Raw genomic sequence first — 21,196 nt, forward strand, 5'->3', positions numbered from 1 at the left:
CTTGGGCTATCTGGTTATAATCAGCGGCCTTAATTGAACAACGGAACTTGCCTGTGCATCCGAACATTGCCCTGCCTGAAGAATTTATCGCATCGATGGCGCAAATACTCCCCGACTCAACGCAGCTCGCGGATTTTATTGCCGCTTGCCAACGGCCACTGCGTAAAAGCATTCGCGTCAATACCCTAAAAATTTCAGTCACCGATTTTGTGCAGCGTGCCACTGAGCACGGTTGGCAACTCACCCCGGTGCCTTGGTGTGATAATGGATTTTGGATTGAAGCCGATGAAAGCCAAGTACCGCTTGGCAATAGTGCGGAGCATATGGCAGGGTTGTTTTACATTCAGGAAGCCAGTTCCATGCTGCCTGTTGCAGCGCTATTTATGGGTAACGCTGAATATGAGCGGGTACTGGATATGGCCGCCGCTCCGGGTTCGAAAACCACACAGATCGCCGCGCTAATGCACAACCAAGGAGTGTTGGTTGCCAATGAGTTTTCCGCCAGCCGAGTTAAAGTGTTGCATGCCAACATTGAACGCTGTGGTGTACGAAACAGTGCGCTGACCAATTTTGATGGCTGCGTATTTGGCGGTTGGCTGCCTGAGTGTTTTGACGCGGTGCTGATTGATGCACCCTGTTCGGGAGAAGGCACCATTCGCAAAGATCCGGATGCGATGAAAAACTGGAGTATGCAAGCGATTCATTCGATCGCCGCGACGCAAAAAGCCTTACTTGAGAGTGCCTTTCAGGCGCTGAAAGTTGGCGGCACGTTAGTTTACTCAACTTGTACCCTCAGCCGTGAAGAAAACCAACAAGTCTGTTGGCATCTAAAACAGACCTATGGCGATGCGGTCAGTTTTGAGTCACTGGCGGATTTATTTGCGCAAGCCGACCGTGCTCTGACGGAAGAAGGTTTTCTACACATATTCCCGCAGATGTATGACTGCGAAGGTTTTTTTGTCGCCAAAATTCGCAAATTGGCGGCCGTCCCAACCCCTGAAGTACACAAACGGTTAGGTAAGTTCCCATTTAGCAAAGCCAGTGCTAAACAGCAAAGTGAGATTGCCCAGCAGTTACATCGCGCACTTGGCGTGACCTTACCGGATCACTCACAAATTTGGTTACGAGATAATGATGTGTGGTTATTTCCACAGGCATTAGAGCCATTACTGGGTGAATTACGTTTTTCGCGCATGGGCATAAAAATTGCTGAAGCACATAAATCCGGTTATCGCTGGCAGCACCAGGTGGCGACCTGTCTTGCTGGCGATAATCTCGCACACTGCGTTGAATTGGATATCGATCAAGCTCGAGAATGGTTTATGGGGCGAGATGTCAGACCCAGCGGGAACAGCGCTCAAGGCGAAGTGATAATCCGTTACGCTAACCATGTAATTGGTCTTGGTAAATGGGTCGGTAATCGAGTGAAAAACGGCTTACCAAGAGAGCTGGTGAGAGATAAAAATCTGTTTTAAGTGCTCAACCATCGAATGAAATTGTCAACGCGGGTCGCTATTTTCAAGCGCTATACTAAGCTTACAGCTAAACCAATCGCGATTTGATGTTGATTAGCGCAGGCTCTTCGGAGCCATTCCCCTAGGCCCTAAACCTGACTGTTAGGGCCTCTTTTTTATGCGTTGAGGTTGGGTTAACCGCCGCAATTAAACTAAGCGAATACCCTCATTCTCAATCACGATTTTGCCTTGCTTATACAAGCTGCCAATCGTCTTTTTGAACGTACCTTTACTGGTGCGGAAAGTGGCAAAAATCGCTTCTGGCGTCGATTTATCGCTCAATGGCAGAAAACCACCTTTCTTCGCTAAAGTGTCTAAAATCTTAGTGCTCAGATCATCCATTTTTTCGGTGCCGATTTTTTGCAGTGCAAGATCGATCTTGCCATCTTCGCGGACACTTTTAATGTAGCCTTTCAGCTTCTTACCAATGAATAACTTACCAAACACATCAGAGGCGAAAATCATCCCCCAGTGGGTGCCATTCACAATCGCTTTGAAACCAAGTTCAGAGCGTTCAGCAATGATCAAATCGACCGCCTGATTTGGCGTATAACGAGCCGGCGTTTTATCCAGCCATTTGTTGAATTTGGTGGTACCAACAATGCGGCCTGACGCTTTATCAGTGTAGACATAAACTAAAATTGTCTGCCCTGCATTAAAACGCGCTCGCTGCTCACTGTAAGGGATCAGCAAATCTTTACCTTTGATGCCCCAATTCGCAAATGCACCAGTGTTATTCACCCCTTCGATGGTCATTAAGCCCCATTCGCCGACCTGAGCAATCGGGGTTTCAGTCGTCGCAGCCAGTTGGTTTTCTGAATCAAAATACAGAAAAACATCAATAAACTGCCCGATTTCAATCCCTTCCGGTACAAAACGCTTAGGCAGCAAAGTGGTTCCGTATTCACCGGCATCCAAAAAAACGCCAAATTCGGCGAATTTCACGACTTCTAAACTATTAATTTGACCAATGTTAATCATATAAAACTGTCTCACAGCAAATTTGCGGAGATTATACGTTATCTCTGGTATGCTTTCTCGCATTCGAGCAATAAATCCCGCAATTTTACAGGAGTTTTCGTTGATTACCGTAGAGCAGCAAGATGCGGCAACCTTGACGATTGTCAGCCAGATGAGAGGCAGTAAAGAGCTTGATCTCAACTTTTATCTGTTTATTCCGGGTGAATTGGATATTTCACCGGAAGTGATCTCCGAATCTGAATTTTTTTATAGCTCGATCCACCAGCAACGTGCCTATTACAGTGATCAGATCCTACTGCCGCTGGTACACAGCCGCCTAGCCCAGCGTGGTCATCTTTCCACCACACAATATCGGGTGAGTTTGAGCTTGTTTGCTTACCAGTATGTGATTGCTCTAGATAAAGCTGTCGCGCAGCTTAATAACACCAGCGATACGGTCAGTGTGGAGGAAGTGGACAGTGTGATTGAGTTGTCGCTGGATATTTTACGTCGGTTACGGCGTAGCATTCCCTATGAAGAGCAGTTGAAGCGTTACTACGCCAACATTGATAACTACCTGTCTTGGTACACCGAGCAAAGTTTTTTATCGATGATTGCGCACATGACACGGGATAATGAGTACAAAATTAATAAAGATCGCCTGATCACTCTGATTGAAAAAGAACAAGCTCATCGGGCGCTCAATCAATACAACTCCGATCAAGCCAATCAAGACATTACTCGCTTAAGTAATAAAATGCGTTTGCTGCGCCGGCTGATCGAGCATCCGATCATCCTTAATGAAAAAATAGTGTCACTTGGCAACAATACCAAGCGCGCGGTGAAAGGACTGGCCACCGGTTTAGTCATGGTGGCAGTGACGATTACTGCGATTTCTGCCCGTGATTACTGGGGAGAGATTACCGCCTCTTTTATCATTGCCATGTCGTTTATTTATGCGTTACGCGAAATTTTTAAAGATGATTTGCGTGACATGATGTGGCGTTGGATCAGTAAAGGCAAAGCAAAATGGCGCCGCCACTATTTCGATCCAACCACAGGTAAACAGGTGGGCGATAAAGAAGAGTGGTTGGATTATAAAAAATTGAGCGATCTCCCCGACCGGATACAAGCGATCCGTAAAAAACGTATTGTGCAGCGTGAAGAGCAGATCTTGCATTATCGGTCGCATACTGAGATGTCAACCTCACGCTTTATGAGTGGCTATGAAGAGACGCGCGAAACCTTAATGGTCGACCTGCGGGCCATCATGCGCCAGATGGATAAGGGTTCCAACTACATTTATCAGCTCAACAATGGCCAAGTGAGCCGCGAGTCGGTGGAAAAACGTCATCTGCTGAATTTGATTGTCAAAGAGAATCACCATAAAGCTGAACCGACCTACTACCGCTGGAAAATCGTGCTCAATCGGAGTCGGATTGTCGATATTGAATTTATTCCGCTGACCTAAGTACCATATTGATCGAGCGATGAGTGTGGAAAGTTTCGCCAAATGTTATTTCAGCCACTCAATTTAACGCCATTTACACCGTTGTTTACGGTGCAATGGTTTATTCTCTCTGGCAAATTCGCTATCTTTAGCGCTTCGCCACAACAGGATAGGCGCTTGCATGCCACTGAAAACTGATGAATTAAGAACCCAAGCATTGGGTCCAATGCCAACACCCGCCGAATTGAGCCTCGCCCACCCGATCACCGAACTTGTCGCGTCAAGAATTGCACAGTCTCGGCGTCAAATTGAACGGATCTTGACTGGTGAGGATGATCGCTTGTTGGTGATTGTTGGCCCTTGCTCGATTCACGATACCGATGCAGCGCTCGAATACGCCCGCCGCCTAGCTGCGCTACAAAACAATTACCAAGAACAATTGTTTGTGGTGATGCGCACTTACTTTGAAAAACCGCGCACGGTCGTTGGCTGGAAAGGTTTGATCACCGATCCTAATTTAGATGGCTCCTACGCTTTAGAAACTGGCCTCAATAAAGCGCGCCAATTACTGCTCGATGTCAATAAACTCGGTTTAGCAACCGCGACAGAATTTCTCGACATGGTGACTGGGCAATATATTGCTGACCTCATTACTTGGGGTGCCATTGGTGCCCGGACTACTGAGTCACAAATTCACCGTGAGATGGCCTCTGCGCTCTCCTGCCCGGTTGGGTTTAAAAACGCCACCAACGGCAATGTGAAAGTTGCGATTGATGCGATCCGAGCGGCTAAAGCCTCACACTATTTTTACTCACCAGATAAAAATGGCCGCATGACCGTTTACCGCACCAGTGGAAATCCGTTTGGGCACGTCATTTTACGTGGTGGAGATACCGGCCCCAACTTTGCGGCTGAGGCGATTAATGAGGCGTGCCAACAGTTAGCTGAGTTCAATTTGGCTGAGCGCTTAGTGGTTGATTTTAGCCATGCCAATTGCCAAAAGCAGCATCGTCAACAACTGGATGTCGCGCGTGATATTTGCCAACAGATCGCCGCGGGCAGCCACCAAATTGCTGGCATTATGGCGGAAAGTTTCCTTGTGGAAGGTAACCAGCCAATGCATGATCTCAATAACCTGACTTATGGACTTTCGATCACCGATCCGTGTTTAGGATGGGACGATACCGCCACAATGCTCGACATGTTGGCACAATCGATCAAAGTTCGTCGTTCCCGTAATTAAGGAAAACCTATGCCTTCTTTTGATATTGTTTCAGAAATTGATGCCGTTGAACTGCGTAACGCGGTAGATAACGCCACTCGTGAACTGGCGACTCGCTTTGATTTTCGCAACGTAGAGGCCAGTTTTTCTCTGAAAGAAGAGACCGTTAAACTGGCGGCTGAAGATGATTTTCAGCTTGGACAGATGATGGATATTTTGCGTGGTAATCTCGCCAAACGTGGGGTTGATGCGCGAGCCATGAAAGCCAACGACTCAGTTCATATTGGTAAAAACTGGTACAAAGAAGCGGATTTTAAACAAGGTTTGGAAGCGTTACTGGCCAAAAAAATCGTCAAACTGATCAAAGATGCCAAAATCAAAGTGCAAGCTTCGATTCAAGGCGACAAAGTGCGAGTGACGGGTAAAAAACGCGATGATTTACAAGAGGTAATGGCGCTGCTACGTGAGGCCAATCTTGAGCAGCCACTGCAATACAATAACTTTCGCGATTAATCGCACATAACCACAATGGTTATAAAGCGAATAGTTATAAAGAGAAAATAGTTATAAAACGAATTCTGAATGCCCCGTGACTCGGGGCATTGTTTTATCAACGGTGATTGACTCTGTGATCTCGAATCAATCATCGTGCAAAGTACCGCAAACGAATGGCTAGCTTACCAACTCGGTCCTTTGCTGGGTGAATGAGGCAAATGGCGTCGATATTGCAGCATGCCTTGGATGATGCGCCAAATCCAAATCGAAATAGCTGCAAGGGCAATTAACGCGCCCAGATAAGGGATCACATAACCTAATTGACCAAGCCACGTTTCATGCATCCAGTAACGATTAACCCCCATAATGATGCCGTTGCTGGTTGCCACCGTCACAATCAGCACCACAAAGAAGGTGAGATAAAGGAAGAAACTGCGAATTAGCCCATAGTAATGAGAATTCGCGACTTCACCATCTTGATTCTTATCCAATCGGTAACCGGCATAAATGATGCCAATCACACCTGAGAGCAAACAGGTGAAAGGCGTCAGTAAGCTAGCAATGTAGACAAACCAAACTGATTTATGCGCTCTATCTTGCTTCATGGCTCACCTCTTCGTTTGTTTGATCCCGTGACACCATTTGCGAAGGTGTACTCATTTCTTCAATTTCACCGCGCTGCTTAACTTCTTGATACCAAAGATCGTGATGCTCTTTGGCCCACGTTTCATCTACCTTACCGGTTACCATGCCTTCTAGTGCGCCTTCCATACCAAACAGCCCGATATAAATATGGAAGATAAAGCCACAGATTAAGATCAATGCGGAAAACATATGGATTAGGTTGGACCATTCCATATCACGGCGGGTCTGGCCGAAAATCGGGAAATCGAGCACTAGCCCACTGATAGCCGCCAAGGTACCAAACACAATCAGCAGCCAATAGATGGCTTTCTCTCCGGCGTTAGAAAAACCAGCCGAAGGATGTGTGCCTTTGTGCTTACCCACCATGCCGCCTAATTTGATAAACCACTGCAGATCCACTTTATTAAATATTGATTTACGCCACCACTTGCACAGCACTAACATCAACAAAATAAAGAACAGCGGCCCGACATAGTTGTGGTACTGCTTAGCGGCATAGATGATCCAGCCCCATAGCTCACTGGGAATATAAGGCTTTAAGAAGTGTTTCCCGTATACCAACATCAGCCCACTGAATGCCAAGCTCAAGAAAGTAAAAGCCATACTCCAGTGCAGCGCCCTATCTGAGCGCGACCAACGATTGAGTTTACGACCGGTACGCGGTTTGCTCAGCATCAGTGGGCCAACGGCGATATAGGCCAGTACCACCATCGCAATGCTACCAAAAATCGCGATTGCTCCTGCGGGGGACATCCATTTCTCTTTGAGGATAAACCAAGTTTCACCAGGTTTACTGATCAATACACCATGCTCAGGCGAGTTAGACGTGGTGTAGCCCGCTTCACCTTGGCGAACCTGATGCCAGAAGTCGGCCCCTGCCAGTTGGCTCATCTCTTTTTGTGCCACATCCGGTTTAGCATTCTGCTCTGCCATTGCTGGTTGTGCTAACCAGCACAGTAGAGCGGTCAACACCAGCACGAGTAAATGAGTAGCGCGAGAAAGTTGTTGTCTCATAGCGAGTTAACTCCGGGTTGCATCGTAGGCGAGATTTTCACCGTTGGTCCAGCCGACACCTTTAGCACCGCGCTCCACGACGCGTTGACGGAAAATATCGGAGATCTTTTCCGCATCGCCTGCCAACAAAGCTTTGGTAGAACAGAGCGATGCACACATCGGCAGCTTGCCTTCGGCAATCCGGTTGGCTCCGTATTTACGACGCTCGGCTTCGGAACCGGGCTCTGTCTCTGGGCCCCCCGCGCAGAAGGTGCATTTGTCCATTTTACCACGCTCGCCAAATGCCGCTTGTTTGGGAAACTGCGGCGCACCAAACGGACATGCAAACAAGCAGTACCCACAACCGATACACAAATCTTTGTTGTGCAGCACAATGCCATCTTCGGTATGCACAAAGCAGTCGGCGGGACACACCGCCATACACGGTGCATCAGTGCAGTGCATGCAAGCCACGGAAATCGAGTTTTCACCGGCTTCACCATCGTTGAGAGTAACCACCCGGCGACGTTGGATACCCCACTCTAACGCATCATCGTTTTCATTTTTACAGGCAGTGACACAACCGTTACATTCGATACAGCGTTTGGTGTCACATAGGAATTTCATTCTGGCCATGGATAAGCTCCTTACGCTTTACGAATGTTACACAGGGTGACTTTGGTTTCCTGCATCAAAGTGACAGGATCGTAACCATAGGTCGTAGCGGTGTTTGCCGCTTCGCCAACCACGTACGGTTGGGTGCCTTGTGGATATTTCTCACGCAGATCTTCACCCTGGAACTTGCCAGCAAAGTGGAACGGAATAAACGCCATCCCCGGTTTCACACGGCGGGTCACCATCGCTTTGACTTTGATGCGTCCTTTCTCGGCTCCTTCAACCCACACCATATCACCATCAACAAAGCCTAAATCGTTGGCATCTTTCGGGTTAACTTCAACAAACATCTCTTGTTGCAGCTCGGCCAACCAAGGGTTCGAGCGGGTTTCTTCACCGCCCCCTTCATACTCCACTAAGCGGCCAGAAGTAAGAATGATCGGGTATTCCACCGATTTATCTTGCGCTTGAATCGATTTGTACAGGGTTGGCACCCGAAAAATAAACGCTTGATCATCCCATGTTGGGTAATCCGCCAATAGATCGCGGCGCGGTGTATATAGAGGTTCACGGTGCAGCGGTACGCGGTCTGGAAATGTCCACACCACGGCCCGCGCTTTCGCGTTACCAAATGGAACACAGCCATGCTTAATCGCTACCCGTTGAATGCCACCAGACAGATCGGTCTTCCAATTCTGACCTTCAGCCGCCGCTTGCTCAGCGGAGGTTAAATCACTCCACCATCCCAATTGCTTAAGCAGTTTATCGCTAAATTCTGGATAGCCATCTTGCAGCTCACAGCCTTTTGAATAACTGTCTTCCGCGAGTAGGTTGTGACCTTCAAATTCGACGCCAAATCGAGTGCGGAAGTTACCACCACCTTCGGCGACCGTTTTCGAAGTATCGTAAAGAATATGGGTGCCTGGGTGTTTCATTTCCGGTGTGCCCCAGCAAGGCCAAGGTAAGCCATAAGTCTCACCATGCACAGGTCCACCTTCTGCGGCTAAGCTTACTTTATGGAAGGTATGCCAATGTTGCTGATGAATTTTCAATCGCTCAGGGCTTTGGCCTGTATAGCCGATTGCCCACATGCCGCGATTAAATTCACGGGTGATGTCTTCAATCAGTGGCTGATTATTTACCACCTGAATGTGTTTACACAGTTGATCCGCAATCCCCAGTTTTTGACTGAGCAGGTACATGATTTCGTGATCGGGTTTAGAGTCAAATAACGGCTCAATCACCTGATCTCGCCATTGAATTGAGCGGTTAGAGGCGGTCACACTACCATAGGTTTCAAACTGAGTGGTCGCCGGTAGCAGATACACACCATCGGAACGATCATTCATTACTGCCGCAACGGTTGGGTATGGATCAACAATCACCATCATATCCAGCTTTTGCATTGCCTTTTTCATTTCCACGCCGCGGGTTTGTGAATTGACCGCATGGCCCCAATAGAACATCGCGCGAATATTTTCTCGTTGTTGCAGGTTGTCTTTATTTTCCAGCACGCCATCGATCCAGCGTGAAACCGGGATCCCCGGTGTTTCCATCGGCAGTGCGCCGTGATAGATATTCGGGTCAAAACGCTGCTTGAGCCATGAGAAATCAATATCCCAGACTTTAGCCCAATGTTGCCATGAGCCTTCGGTTAAGCCGTAATAGCCAGGTAAACTATCTGACAACACGCCTAAATCGGTAGCCCCTTGCACATTATCGTGACCGCGGAAAATATTGGCCCCGCCGCCGGATTTTCCGATGTTGCCTAATGCCAGTTCGAGTACACAGTAAGCGCGAGTATTGTTGTTGCCGGTGGTATGTTGTGTACCGCCCATACACCAAATCACACAACCCGGACGGTTTTCGGCCAGAATTTTCGCTGTGGTGTAGACTTCTTCTTCGCTTACGCCTGTGACACGTTCAACTTCGGTTGGCGTCCATTTCGCGACTTCAGCGCGGATTTCATCCATACCGAACACACGTTGCTGGATGTACTCTTGATCTTGCCAGTTATGTTTAAATACATGCCACAAGATGCCCCAGATAAAGGCCACATCGGTACCTGGCCGCAGAGCAACAAAATGATCGGCCTTGGCCGCCGTACGAGTGCGCCGCGGATCGGCGACCACAATCTTGCAGCCATTTTTCTCTTTAGCGATCAAAATATGCTGCATCGCCACCGGGTGTGCTTCTGCCGGATTGGATCCAATAAACAACATTGACTTGCAATTTTGCATATCATTGAATGAGTTGGTCATCGCCCCATAGCCCCAAGTATTGGCCACGCCAGCCACAGTCGTGGAGTGGCAAATACGCGCTTGATGATCAACGTTGTTGGTGCCCCACAGCGAAGCCATTTTACGAAACAGATACGCTTGCTCATTGCTGTGTTTAGCACTACCGAGAAAGTACACCGCGTCCGGACCTGACTGTTCGCGGATCTTCAGCACTTGGTCACCAATCTCATTGATGGCTTGTTCCCAAGAGATCTTCTTCCACTTACCACCTTCAAGTTTCATTGGGTATTTCAAGCGCCGCTCACCGTGGCCGTGTTCACGTAAGGCTGCGCCTTTCGCACAATGACCACCGGCATTAAATGGATGATCGAAAGCCGGCTCTTGACCGGTCCATACTCCGTTTTGTACTTCCGCGTAGATCCCACAACCTACCGAGCAGTGTGAACAGATAGTGCGCTTTAGTTCGGTTTTCGCGCTGCGTTGCACGTCGCTAGCCTGCACTTTACGGATCATGCTCGGGGTGAACAGAGAGGCTCCGACTGCTGCGCCACCGGCGGCCAGAGACGTGTTTTTCATAAAGGCCCGGCGGCTAATACCGAGCTGATTTGGCTGTTTGGTCACGCTGTCTGCACGTTTGATCAGTCTCATCGCATTGGCTCCTATAGCGTGTTGTAGTAATCACGAATATGTTGCGTTTCGTGATAGCCTTTTTTTAGTGGCGGTTGACTCTCGGCGTCCACATCACTGGCCTGCGTTGTTGTACTGACCCCAGCGACGACAGCACCAGCAACAACCGCGGTGCCTAATCCTTTCAGCAGATCGCGTCTGCTGTGGTCTACTTGGTGCTCTTTTTTCATTGATTGCTTCCTTATTGCTTAAGTTTTAAAAACTTAACTGTGCGTCTTAAGACGTCTACTTTCTGATCCCAGTCTGTTTACTGCTCGATTTTATCGGTCAGGTTTTTCACCTCGATCCGATAGCGATTGTTGCGACTGCTTGGGACATGCGTCATCGCCACTTGTTCTAAGCTCAAAAACGCATCCAAAAGCTCGGCCACGGCAAGATAAAATTGCGCATGAGGTGCTTGTCGGATTTGACAGGTTAGCTTGCCAAACCACGGTGCAATATGGCGGTAGAAAAACACGTCCTCTTGCCCCTCGGTTTGCTCACACAAATAAGCCATGGTTTCGCACAGCACCGCGATGTGATCTTCAGGCTCTCGGATTTGCTTCTCTCGCTCTAGCCCCAATCTGGTCAAATCCTCACGGATCTCAGCCAGCGGCTTTTCCATCAGCGAACCAGTTAAATGCCATGAGGCAAAAGGCACCACCTCACCACGGCCAATACCAATAAATAGCTGTTGATACTCCTCAGCTAAGGAGTCTGCTCGAGCATTTTGTGCAGCAGCGGCGAGCGCCTGCCACGCTTGTGCCATTTCGGTGCCATTGGCTTCAAATTCCAATTCGGCTAAAAAAGTACACAGATCGGCACCAGGCACATCACGCAGCAGTGTGGCGAGCAATAGGTAAATGTCGGCGCGCATTGATGGTGAATGCATAGATTGCGGTTGCATTGCTTGCTCCTCAGTAGTTGAGCTGCTGCTCAGGATCATCGGCCATGGCTTCAAACAGGTCGATGACTCGACAGTCTTCGCACATCGCAATCCGATTCAGGGCTGCAGGATGAGCAAAATGAGAGTGACCGCGTAACTTACTCTGTAACAGAGAGATCATCGATTGCGGTGCGAAAGGCTTATGACAGCGCAGGCACTTAGCGGGCTCTTCTTGATGTAAAGTCACCACAGATCGGCGTGCCGTTGGGTTCCAGTTAAGCTGCGGAGTAGCACTCAGCGCTTGTTCTGGGCAAGCTTTGACACATAAACCACACTGCACGCACTGTTGTTCAATAAAATGTAAGGCTGGGCTATCTCCCGCTGGATGCAGCGCTGCGGTTGGACACACCGCAACACAGCTCATACATAAAGTACAATCACTGGTTTGGCATGCAATCGTGCCATAAGGCGCATTGAGGCTGAGAGGTTGCACGCTCGGCGATGCATCGAGTGTTTTTGCTAAGCCATCCAGCGCGGTAAACAGGCGCTCGCGCTTATTACCCACTAAATCCCCCAAATGAAGTCCGAGCGGCTGTTCACACAGAACCGGCATCCCCTCGCGCAGCGATTCAAGATAAATAATATCAATCGTCTCTTTGGCCAAACCTAAGTGAGTCAGTAGGCTCTGTGCCATGCTCACTTCTTGGTTGAGAATGCGTTGAATGGTTGGCGGCATATGGCGACTTGCCGCAAACAACACTTGAGTTGCACCATTCACTAATGCGGCAAACCAACTGTCGATACCAACCGAAGGCAGCTCTTCCACCACCACCGGAATCACATTGTCTGGCAACCGCTTGAGCGCCATGACGTTGTAACTTTCATGGCGTGAACTGCAGATCAGCACGATCGGTTTCTCACCGCCAGCTTGGTGGTAATTGGCCAGTAAGCGCTCAATGAATTTTTGTGTATCGGTAGGATTGGGCAGTGCGTAATGAATCGCTTCGGTCGGACAAGCGGTAGCACAGGTCCCTACCCCTTGGCACAAATAAGGGTTAATTTGAATGCGATGCCCGGTTTGATCCGATCCTTCACTCGACAGCGCGCCCGCCGGACACGCATCGACACAACGTTGGCACCCTTTCACGCCACGAGAGCTATGCGCGCACAGATCGGTATCGAGACGAAAATACTTTGGCTTATCAAAAGTGCCGATCAGGGTTGGAATTTGTTCCAGTGCATCGGCTAGGGTTGGATAGCCGCGCCCGACCGGAAAATAGCCCGGCACAGGAACCTCTTCACGCATCAAACCATTGAGCGACATATCTAAAACAAGATCAAAGCTGTTGGCGGCGAGTGCAGCTTGCGCCAAATTGATGCGCTTGCCATGATTTTCCACATTCACCGTGAATGCACCGAGAAAGCCACTGATTTCTAGCGTATCGGCATAGTACAGATTGCTTTGGGTGCCAGGCTCACCATCCACCGAAAGTAGCGTGATGGAAGTCATGCTGCTGAGCTGCTCAGCAATCCGTTCAATCAGCGTGGTGGGACCGATAATTAACGTGTCGCCACCACTTTGGTAGCTGACCGTAGGCGGAATAAGATTAGTCAGCTCAACCGTATGCTCGATGGCATACTGTCGCGCCCGAGCGTTGGCAGACGTCGCTTGTTGTAGGAGGTTTAACATTGCTTGCTTCCGTTGATAAAAATCACGAACCGAGTCGGCTCGTTTTAAACAAGCCATCGATAGCAAGTAGCGTTAGCAAATAGCGTTCCAAAACTATTCCATTGAAAAATAACAATATTTCTTAATGGTGGCGATAAGCCATCAACCCACAGAATAAGAGTGAGACATTATGTCTCACCCTATCTATGGCAGAATAAGTCAAAATGTCCCTGGTCGTGATATGGTCAATTTTGTCTCATCGGCTATGGAGCAGATAGGTCGCTCTCTAATTCAGTATCGCAAACTGAACGCGGCTTAGGTTCAATTCGCGGCGCTGAATCTTCGGCGAGAGTGACGGTTGCAAGCACATCATCATTATTTGATGGCGGTTGCTCTGGTTCAATCTCTGGCACCGTTTGTGTCTCATGGCACCATTGACGTAAAGTGTGTGCCACTTGGGTGGTGAGTGTTGCCGTATTACGATAATCCGCGTTGTAATCATCCAACATACAGATTTGGTTAAACTCGCCACTCAAAAACAGCTTACGCAGCGCGGCTTTTTTCAGCGCTGGCGCTGCATCGGAGACCAACAAACTCGCCACGCTAGGTTGTTGCTCCTCTTCTACGTCGCCTGGTTTGAGCGCAGGGCTTTCCCGTCCATGATCAGATTCACATGGTTCCTGCGCTATTTGTGCAGGCTCGCAAGCCAACTCCTCTGATAGTTCAAGGGGTGATTTTTGCTCTGGCTCTCTGGCTAATTTACGTTGTGACCAACGGGAAAAGAACGGCTCAGTTACCACAAGCTCTCCCCGCGCCGTCGCGTTTTTTGCGGCGGATTTCGAGTAGCTCACCATGGCGACCAATATAAGCTTCTATCCACGCCTGTACTGGCAATGGCATATCGGCCGAAAGCACCAGATAATCACTGTCCATATAGCGGCTAGCAAGCGCTTGTGATGCGGTCAATTGCACAATTTTCAGCGGTTGATCTTCATTGGGGTTTTCTGCAATCAAAAACAGTTTCGGCGCTTGTGAACTGAGGTTAAAACGATAGTCGGTGCGCTCATCAAGATGCAAATGCACGGTTGCAATATATTGACTTGTCTCTTCTGACCTTAAGCTGAAACCGTGCAACAACCACTGAGTGGTTTGCCAACGGCCACGCAAGACAAGATGAGGCTCAAGCTGGCAAGCCAGCGACCAAGCGCTATCCGTCTTGCGATATAGGGTATCGATTAAAAATGGAGGAGAAGTTTGTTCAGTCATAACTCAGACTCGATGAATCGTCACAATCTAAATTAAAGCAATAATTGCGCCATTTGAGTTAAGGTCATTTTTTCTTCGGCACTTTTTTTGCTAGATTGACGAGACTTTTCTTATTCGTAGTTGAGCAAAGGATTATCGAAGCTCAAACATGTAACACACAGGAATCCCGCGTGACTAAACCTTCCATCATCAAAACTAGCGTCGATCCGCTGCAAACCATTGACGTTGAAGTGTATGACGAGTACGGCGAAAAACTGGTGAAATCGATCGCTTGCGAACGCCCGCTGACGGTCTTGCTCAATTGGCAAGAGATTGTCACTTTGATGACGCTTGGCTCACGCCCAGAAGCTTTAGTGCTCGGTTATTTGAAAAACCAACGTTTTATTTCTGATCCTGATGCCCTTGATTCCGTGATCATCGATTGGCAAACCCATTCTGCTGCGGTGATCACACGTGAAAATCTGGATCATTTGGCACCTGCTCTCAAGAAAAAAACCGTAACCTCCGGCTGTGGTCAAGGCACCATGTATGGCAACGTAATGCAGCAGCTAGAAAATTACCAAGTTCCACAACAGCCAATTAAACAGTCACAGATTTACGCGGCACTGGAGGCGTTGACCCACTACAACGACACTTACAAAAAAGCCGGGGCGGTGCATGGTTGTGCCATTTGCCAACACAATCAAGTGATCTCATTTGTAGAAGACGTCGGTCGCCACAATGCCGTGGATACTTTGGCAGGTGAAATGTGGCTCAATGGCGTGCGTGGAGATGACAAAATTTTCTACACCACCGGGCGTTTAACCTCAGAGATGGTGATCAAAGTGGCGCAGATGGGCATTCCAGTTCTACTCTCTCGCTCTGGTGTCACTCAAATGGGGCTTGAGTTAGCTCAGCGTTTTGGCATTACCACCATAGCCCGTGCTTCTGGTCGTCGTTTCCATGTTTACAGTGGTGCCGACAAAGTGGTGTTTGATGTGAAAGGCTTGCTTGAACAAGCATAAGTAAGCTATTGAATAGTCGTTGAACACATTTTCTGATCGCTGTGCTGGATAGCAAAAGAGCCTCAATTGAGGCTCTTTTCAATACCGGATTGCGCAAGTTAAATGCTTAACCCTCAACGCCACGTGAGCGCAGGAACTCAGCGTAAGTTCCTTTGAAGTCAGTGATTTTACCATCACGAATTTCAATGATACGAGTTGCCAATGAATCAACAAACACACGGTCATGAGAGACGAAGAACAGCGTACCTTTGTACTGCTCCAGTGCGTTGTTCAAAGACTCGATCGATTCCATATCCATGTGGTTAGTTGGCTCATCAAGCAGTAGAATGTTAGGTTTGTGCATCATGAGTTTACCAAGCAACATCCGGCCTTGCTCACCACCTGACAGCACTTTCACGGATTTTTTGATGTCATCTTGACCAAACAGCATCCGACCTAAGAAGCTGCGGATCACTTGCTCATCATCACCCTCTTGACGCCATTGTCCCATCCACTCCATCAGCTTCATGTCTTGTTCAAATTCATGCGCATGATCTTGTGCATAGTAACCAATGTTCGAGTTTTCCGACCATTTGTACAGGCCGCTACGAGGCTCAAGTATCCCGGCTAGGGTATTGAGTAGCGTGGTTTTACCCACCCCGTTTTCACCGATGATCGCCACACGCTCACCCACTTCAAAAATCGCATTGAAGTTGCTAAACAGATCGCTATCAAAACCTTGGCTAAGATTTTCCACAATCAGAGCGTTACGGAACAGCTCTTTCGATTGCTCAAAACGAATGAATGGGTTCTGACGGCTAGATGCCTTCACTTCATCGAGTTTGATCTTATCAATCTGTCTTGCACGAGAAGTCGCTTGTTTGGCTTTCGATGCGTTGGCCGAGAAACGCGCTACGAAGGTTTGTAGCTCAGCAATTTGCGCTTTTTTCTTGGCGTTATCAGACAACAGGCGCTCACGAGCTTGAGTCGCGGCAGTCATGTACTCATCGTAGTTGCCTGGGTAAATACGCAGTTCGCCGTAATCCAAGTCCGCCATGTGGGTACACACAGAGTTTAAGAAGTGACGGTCGTGCGAGATGATGATCATGGTGCAATTACGGGCATTCAGCGTATCTTCTAACCAACGAATGGTGTCGATGTCCAAGTTGTTGGTCGGTTCGTCGAGCAGCATGATGTCTGGATCAGCAAACAGGATTTGCGCCAGCAGTACCCGCAGTTTCCAGCCCGGAGCAACACTGCTCATTAGGCCGTAATGTTGCTCTAGTGGAATACCAACCGCCAGCAGCAGTTCACCCGCTTTGGATTCGGCCATATAGCCATCCATCTCGGCGAATTCAACTTCAAGATCGGCCACGCGCATGCCGTCTTCTTCAGTCATGTCTGGTAGCGCATAAATATGGTCGCGCTCTTGTTTAACCTTCCACAACTCTTTGTGACCCATGATCACAGTGTCAATCACAGTGAACTCTTCGTAGGCAAACTGATCCTGATTCAGCTTGGCAACCCGCTCATTCGGATCGTAACTTACGTTACCGCCGGTTGGATCTAACTCACCACTGAGGATTTTCATGAAAGTGGATTTACCACAACCATTTGCGCCGATTAAACCGTAGCGATTACCTTCGCCAAACTTAACTGAAATGTTTTCAAACAGTGGCTTAGCGCCGAATTGTTGAGTGATATTCGCTGTAGAAATCAAAGCCTGTACCTTAGTGGGTTAACATGCCTGCCTCTTAACACGGACTCCTTTCGGCGCGCCAATTAAGCTGACAGGGATCACAAATAAAAAAATCTGCGCAACGGTACTTGTTCAGCGCGCAGACTACAAGCTCTGTTTTACATAATTGGGATAAAATTTGGCCATCACGGTAAGGAACATCTATCTAAGGTCAGTGTTTTAGGGCGGAGTCTATTGAATGAACAAACTTTCTCGCAGTTTAGTCTCATGCTTACAAGGCAGGTAAATGCTAAACACGCTGCCGATCCCCCACTGCGATTGCACTTTAATTTCACCACCAGATTGGCTAAGTAGGCTCTGTGATACCGCCAGCCCTAGCCCTGTGCCATCACGCTTAGTGGTATAAAAGGGATCAAAAATACGGGTGAGGTTTTCTGGCTTAATGCCACAGCCTTGATCTTCAATGTGGATCACTGCGCCCCGATTTTGCTGTTCTTCAATCCAATCTTGGCTGCGAATAGTAATGCGGCCTTTGCCGTTCATGGCATGGATCGCATTCATCTGTAAATTGACTAACACTTGCAATAATTGATGGCGGTTCACTTCCACCGAAGTATGGGCTTGCAGTTCCAGCACAAATTCAATATCACGCTTTTTCGAGCCGGTTTTGACTAAAGTGACACTCTCATCAATGATCGGATTGACATGTTGCCAGGTGATTTCATCTTGCACGCCGCCTTGACGACTGTATTGCAGCAAACTGCGCGTGATATTACGGATCCGCTCAATTTGCAACAAGATGGCATCGATCTCTTCAGCAATTTGACTCGCCTGCTCACCCAGTTGAAAGCGGATCAATTCGGTATTACCTAAAATAACCGCGGTTGGATTATTAATCTCATGAGCGATGCCAGCTGTTAGCTCACCGAGTGCCGCCAGCTTTTCGTGCACCACTAATTTATGACGAGTTTGATTGAGTAAGGTAATGTGGTGCTCAAGCTGCGCGGTTTTTTCTTGCAAACTTGCCGTGCGCGATTGCACTTTTTCTTCTAGTTCATGTGCTGCTTGGACAATTTGTTGATTACCCAGTTGCAGTTGATCGAGCATATTATCGAACTGTTTGGCTAGCTGAGCGAGTTCGTGTTTATCGTCCAGCCCAATGTGACCGATACGTTGGTTCTTACCAAGTTGCACCATTTTCACCACTCGATGAATACGCTCAATCGGCCAAAATAGATCGCGCGATCCGCGATACACCAACCATCCAGAAGTGATTAATAACAGTATGGTGATGATCCCCACTTCCAACAAATTCGTCATATAGCGGGTTAAAAATGGCCACATGGGATAACCGGTGTACAACATGCCGATGGCGTTATGGTATTGATCGCGAATCGGCTCATACGCCGTGATATACCAAGCATCGTACACATAGGCCAAATTAACCCAGCGCTGACCTTGTTTCAGTACCTGCTGCAACACTTCTGGTGAGACTTGCGTGCCGATTGCTCGCCCAGTGTGCATGGTGCTGTCCAACGGTACATTGGTACTCACACGTAAGTCATCCAAAAACAGAGTTAAAGTGCCCATCGGGCGAAGCTGATCTTGATAAGTTGGATAAATGAGATCGCGAATTTGATCCACTAGCGTACTGCTGTTATTGAGCAGCAATCCACCATCGAGAAAACCGATGGTGTCGCCGAATTGATTGGCTACCGGGATCACCGTTCGACTGACTAAACCACGAGTTTCGATTTGCTGCGTGTTAAGCAGCGGGATTTGCGCTTGCTTGGCTAAATTCGGATCCAGCATTGCTAGCTGATTGGCGTTCAGTACATCAAAAAAAGACTCTCGCTTAGTAAGATCGAGATAGCGAAATTTTTGCTCAATGTTATCGACCCGCTCAAAACTGAGGAAATCTAAGCCATAGCGCGTTTTCTGTTGCTGAACCCATTGGGGCAAGGTATCAAGAGCTTCGCTTTGTTGCAGTCGCTGGCGAAAATCATAGGATTCGGCAAATGCTCGCACTTGGTGAGCTTGATTCTGCTGCAATAGCGTCACGCTATTTTGCGCCACAGCTAATCGTTCCTCGACATCCATTAAGGCACTGTTCCAAGTGTAATGCAGTGACCAATATAAGCTGATGGCAATCAGTGCCAATAGCGTCAAAATAATCGGCGCCGAGGTCAAAATCAGCAGTCGATAACGCACCGTCGTTTGAAAACGTTGTCGCCATTTTTGCCACCAGACCCATTTAGCTTTCATGGCTGGTCTCCCCGCTTTGCCACTCTTTGTACTTCCGTTCCAATGTCTTACGCGCTACGCCTAAATCGCGCGCCGCGGCCGATTTATTGCCCTCATGCAATGCCACCACCTGTTGAATATGCGCTTTTTCAACATCACGCAGCAGCCAGTCGACGGGATAGCCGATATGCTTGAGGTGCTCCGGCTTAACGTCATCCAGCGGTGCTGCAGGCTCAGCGATAAACTCTTGTGACATTGTCACAGGCTGTTCAGATTGGAGTGGTATACCATTTAATTCGCGCCAATAATGCGCAGGGGGTTTATCAAGCAGTAAGCAGCGCTCAATTAAGTTTTTTAGCTCACGAACATTGCCAGGCCAAGCATAATCTTGCATAGATGAAATATCTTCATAAGCCCATTTCGGCATTGGCATACCCAGTTCAGCACAGAGCATTTGGGTAAAAAACGGCCGTAGTTCATACAAATCTTGCTTACGTTCACGCAGTGGAGTGACTTGAATTTTGAGCACATTGAGCCGGTAGTAGAGATCGCCGCGAAAACGCCCCTGTTCCACTTCTTGTTGCAGATTACGGTTGGTAGCGGCCACCACTCGCACATCGACACTCACCTCTTTTTCCGAACCCACCGGGCGCAGAGTACGCTGCTCTAATACGCGCAGTAGAGAGGCTTGCATGGTCAGCGGCATCTCGCCGATTTCATCTAAAAATAGAGTGCCACCATTCGCCACCCGAAACAGCCCTTCACGACTTTTTTTCGCCCCAGTAAAAGCCCCTGCAGTATGTCCAAACAGTTCACTTTCCAGCAGCTCTGGCGCAATCGCGCCGCAGTTAATTGGAACAAATGGCCCCTGACGACCACTGGCTTCATGCAGCCCTCTGGCCACCAACTCTTTGCCCGTACCCGATTCGCCTTCAATCAGTACCGAAGCGCGAGACGGCGCAAATTGGACAATATGCTGTTTAAGTAACTCAGTTTGCGCCGATTTGCCGATAATTTGCGTGGTACAGTGGCGCTGCACATCGCGCTGCAAAGCATAGTGCAAACGCTGATGAAGACGTTTATCCATGCAGCGCTGGACGGCTTGCAGCATCTGTTCGAGATTAAAGGGTTTGAGGATAAAATCACTCGCCCCTAATTTGAGCGCACTGATCGCCGTTTCCAAATCCGCATAACCGGTCATAAAAATCACCTCGGCACGATGATTAGGATCGCTAAATGCCTCATCCCATTCAATGCCAGAACGCCCAGGTAAATTGATATCTAAAATCAGCAGATCATAATGTTGCTGACTACGCAGCGCTTCCGCGTCTTCGATACTGCCCGCAGAATCGACCCGAGAAAACCATTGGCTCAACGCTTTTTTCAGCACCGTTTGCATACCGACTTCATCATCAACAACCAACACGGAGAAAGCTTGATATAAGTGGGGTTGTTTAAGAGCTAAGACTGAGGACGACATAGAGAACTTCCATAACCGATTGAGACACAACGATGCAATACGCTAAACATAGCGGGTGGCTAAGCTGAGACATTTTGTCTCAATCGTACAGCAGAGTCATCGCTGGGCAGCAAATTCTGTGCTATCTGGCAGGATTTAAAAGTAAATTTGTCACTTAATCACTCAGAAT

18 protein-coding genes are annotated in these 21,196 nt (G+C 48.3%); 5 read left to right on the plus strand and 13 right to left on the minus strand.

What is annotated here, in order from left to right:
• Window positions 1–53: 53 nt before the first annotated feature.
• Window positions 54–1,475 carry a 16S rRNA (cytosine(1407)-C(5))-methyltransferase RsmF gene (gene rsmF, locus OOK74_RS05920; RefSeq protein WP_274721857.1) on the plus strand — a complete coding sequence of 474 codons (1,422 nt, stop codon included), beginning with the start codon at window positions 54–56 and terminating at the stop codon, window positions 1,473–1,475.
• A gap of 186 nt (window positions 1,476–1,661) precedes the next feature.
• On the opposite strand, the gene OOK74_RS05925 is transcribed toward rsmF, so the two are convergent.
• Window positions 1,662–2,495, minus strand: a complete 834-nt coding sequence (locus OOK74_RS05925; protein WP_277205913.1) for a CvfB family protein — start codon at window positions 2,493–2,495, stop codon at window positions 1,662–1,664.
• 100 nt (window positions 2,496–2,595) lie between these two features.
• Here OOK74_RS05925 and OOK74_RS05930 point away from each other — a divergent pair, with 100 nt between their 5' ends.
• From OOK74_RS05930 to OOK74_RS05940, 3 genes are all read left to right on the plus strand, one after another.
• A complete protein-coding gene (locus tag OOK74_RS05930; RefSeq protein WP_278182423.1) occupies window positions 2,596–3,945 on the plus strand; it encodes a hypothetical protein in 1,350 nt (449 codons plus the stop codon).
• A 160-nt stretch (window positions 3,946–4,105) separates the two neighbouring features.
• Complete coding sequence (locus OOK74_RS05935; protein WP_278182424.1) at window positions 4,106–5,167, plus strand: 3-deoxy-7-phosphoheptulonate synthase; 1,062 nt, start codon at window positions 4,106–4,108, stop codon at window positions 5,165–5,167.
• A 9-nt stretch (window positions 5,168–5,176) separates the two neighbouring features.
• Window positions 5,177–5,659, plus strand: a complete 483-nt coding sequence (locus tag OOK74_RS05940; protein ID WP_166012991.1) for a YajQ family cyclic di-GMP-binding protein — start codon at window positions 5,177–5,179, stop codon at window positions 5,657–5,659.
• Window positions 5,660–5,823: 164 nt separating this feature from the next.
• On the opposite strand, the gene OOK74_RS05945 is transcribed toward OOK74_RS05940, so the two are convergent.
• From OOK74_RS05945 to OOK74_RS05985, 9 genes are all read right to left on the minus strand, one after another.
• A complete protein-coding gene (locus tag OOK74_RS05945) occupies window positions 5,824–6,246 on the minus strand; it encodes a hypothetical protein (RefSeq protein WP_274721854.1) in 423 nt (140 codons plus the stop codon).
• Window positions 6,233–7,300 carry a formate dehydrogenase subunit gamma gene (locus OOK74_RS05950; protein ID WP_278182426.1) on the minus strand — a complete coding sequence of 356 codons (1,068 nt, stop codon included), beginning with the start codon at window positions 7,298–7,300 and terminating at the stop codon, window positions 6,233–6,235. The genes OOK74_RS05945 and OOK74_RS05950 overlap by 14 nt, the downstream gene beginning before the upstream one ends.
• Before the next feature lie 6 nt (window positions 7,301–7,306).
• The gene (gene fdh3B, locus OOK74_RS05955) at window positions 7,307–7,915 is read right to left on the minus strand and encodes a formate dehydrogenase FDH3 subunit beta (protein ID WP_278182427.1); all 609 of its coding nucleotides are present in this window, start codon (window positions 7,913–7,915) and stop codon (window positions 7,307–7,309) included.
• Between the two features lie 11 nt (window positions 7,916–7,926).
• Window positions 7,927–10,782 carry a formate dehydrogenase subunit alpha gene (locus OOK74_RS05960; RefSeq protein WP_278182428.1) on the minus strand — a complete coding sequence of 952 codons (2,856 nt, stop codon included), beginning with the start codon at window positions 10,780–10,782 and terminating at the stop codon, window positions 7,927–7,929.
• An 11-nt stretch (window positions 10,783–10,793) separates the two neighbouring features.
• On the minus strand, window positions 10,794–10,991 hold the full coding sequence (locus OOK74_RS05965) for a twin-arginine translocation signal domain-containing protein (protein WP_278182429.1): 198 nt from the start codon (window positions 10,989–10,991) through the stop codon (window positions 10,794–10,796).
• Window positions 10,992–11,068: 77 nt separating this feature from the next.
• Window positions 11,069–11,707, minus strand: coding sequence for a TorD/DmsD family molecular chaperone (locus OOK74_RS05970; protein WP_278182430.1), 639 nt, complete (start codon window positions 11,705–11,707; stop codon window positions 11,069–11,071).
• Between the two features lie 10 nt (window positions 11,708–11,717).
• Window positions 11,718–13,376 (minus strand): 4Fe-4S dicluster domain-containing protein, encoded by a 1,659-nt coding sequence (locus tag OOK74_RS05975; protein ID WP_278182431.1) that lies wholly within the window; start codon window positions 13,374–13,376, stop codon window positions 11,718–11,720.
• Window positions 13,377–13,618: 242 nt separating this feature from the next.
• Window positions 13,619–14,209, minus strand: coding sequence for a DUF3306 domain-containing protein (locus tag OOK74_RS05980; protein ID WP_430741935.1), 591 nt, complete (start codon window positions 14,207–14,209; stop codon window positions 13,619–13,621).
• A complete protein-coding gene (locus OOK74_RS05985; RefSeq protein ID WP_274721846.1) occupies window positions 14,145–14,621 on the minus strand; it encodes a DUF3305 domain-containing protein in 477 nt (158 codons plus the stop codon). Before OOK74_RS05985 ends, OOK74_RS05980 begins: the two co-directional genes overlap by 65 nt.
• A gap of 170 nt (window positions 14,622–14,791) precedes the next feature.
• On the opposite strand from OOK74_RS05985, the gene OOK74_RS05990 reads away from it, so the two are divergent.
• Window positions 14,792–15,625 (plus strand): formate dehydrogenase accessory sulfurtransferase FdhD, encoded by an 834-nt coding sequence (locus OOK74_RS05990; RefSeq protein WP_274721845.1) that lies wholly within the window; start codon window positions 14,792–14,794, stop codon window positions 15,623–15,625.
• A gap of 106 nt (window positions 15,626–15,731) precedes the next feature.
• On the opposite strand, the gene OOK74_RS05995 is transcribed toward OOK74_RS05990, so the two are convergent.
• From OOK74_RS05995 to OOK74_RS06005, 3 genes are all read right to left on the minus strand, one after another.
• Window positions 15,732–17,324: an ABC-F family ATPase gene (locus OOK74_RS05995; protein WP_274721844.1), complete on the minus strand. Its 1,593-nt coding sequence runs from the start codon at window positions 17,322–17,324 to the stop codon at window positions 15,732–15,734.
• Between the two features lie 210 nt (window positions 17,325–17,534).
• A complete protein-coding gene (locus tag OOK74_RS06000; protein WP_274721843.1) occupies window positions 17,535–19,568 on the minus strand; it encodes a sensor histidine kinase in 2,034 nt (677 codons plus the stop codon).
• Window positions 19,558–21,027 carry a sigma-54-dependent transcriptional regulator gene (locus tag OOK74_RS06005; RefSeq protein ID WP_274721842.1) on the minus strand — a complete coding sequence of 490 codons (1,470 nt, stop codon included), beginning with the start codon at window positions 21,025–21,027 and terminating at the stop codon, window positions 19,558–19,560. The genes OOK74_RS06000 and OOK74_RS06005 overlap by 11 nt, the downstream gene beginning before the upstream one ends.
• Window positions 21,028–21,196: the final 169 nt, after the last annotated feature.

Origin of the sequence: Vibrio misgurnus (assembly GCF_029635775.1) — a bacterium.
In the GTDB taxonomy this organism is placed as follows: domain Bacteria; phylum Pseudomonadota; class Gammaproteobacteria; order Enterobacterales; family Vibrionaceae; genus Vibrio; species Vibrio chanodichtyis.

Excerpts from the sequence above, each read along its gene's own strand:
- OOK74_RS05925 (WP_277205913.1), bottom strand. The coding sequence starts at position 2,495 with ATGATTAACATTGGTCAAATTAATAGTTTAGAAGTCGTGAAATTCGCC.
- OOK74_RS05935 (WP_278182424.1), top strand. The coding sequence starts at position 4,106 with ATGCCACTGAAAACTGATGAATTAAGAACCCAAGCATTGGGTCCAATG.
- OOK74_RS05940 (WP_166012991.1), top strand. The coding sequence starts at position 5,177 with ATGCCTTCTTTTGATATTGTTTCAGAAATTGATGCCGTTGAACTGCGT.
- OOK74_RS05945 (WP_274721854.1), bottom strand. The coding sequence starts at position 6,246 with ATGAAGCAAGATAGAGCGCATAAATCAGTTTGGTTTGTCTACATTGCT.
- OOK74_RS05950 (WP_278182426.1), bottom strand. The coding sequence starts at position 7,300 with ATGAGACAACAACTTTCTCGCGCTACTCATTTACTCGTGCTGGTGTTG.
- fdh3B (WP_278182427.1), bottom strand. The coding sequence starts at position 7,915 with ATGGCCAGAATGAAATTCCTATGTGACACCAAACGCTGTATCGAATGT.
- OOK74_RS05960 (WP_278182428.1), bottom strand. The coding sequence starts at position 10,782 with ATGAGACTGATCAAACGTGCAGACAGCGTGACCAAACAGCCAAATCAG.
- OOK74_RS05965 (WP_278182429.1), bottom strand. The coding sequence starts at position 10,991 with ATGAAAAAAGAGCACCAAGTAGACCACAGCAGACGCGATCTGCTGAAA.
- OOK74_RS05970 (WP_278182430.1), bottom strand. The coding sequence starts at position 11,707 with ATGCAACCGCAATCTATGCATTCACCATCAATGCGCGCCGACATTTAC.
- OOK74_RS05975 (WP_278182431.1), bottom strand. The coding sequence starts at position 13,376 with ATGTTAAACCTCCTACAACAAGCGACGTCTGCCAACGCTCGGGCGCGA.
- OOK74_RS05980 (WP_430741935.1), bottom strand. The coding sequence starts at position 14,209 with ATGGTGAGCTACTCGAAATCCGCCGCAAAAAACGCGACGGCGCGGGGA.
- OOK74_RS05985 (WP_274721846.1), bottom strand. The coding sequence starts at position 14,621 with ATGACTGAACAAACTTCTCCTCCATTTTTAATCGATACCCTATATCGC.
- OOK74_RS06000 (WP_274721843.1), bottom strand. The coding sequence starts at position 19,568 with ATGAAAGCTAAATGGGTCTGGTGGCAAAAATGGCGACAACGTTTTCAA.
- OOK74_RS06005 (WP_274721842.1), bottom strand. The coding sequence starts at position 21,027 with ATGTCGTCCTCAGTCTTAGCTCTTAAACAACCCCACTTATATCAAGCT.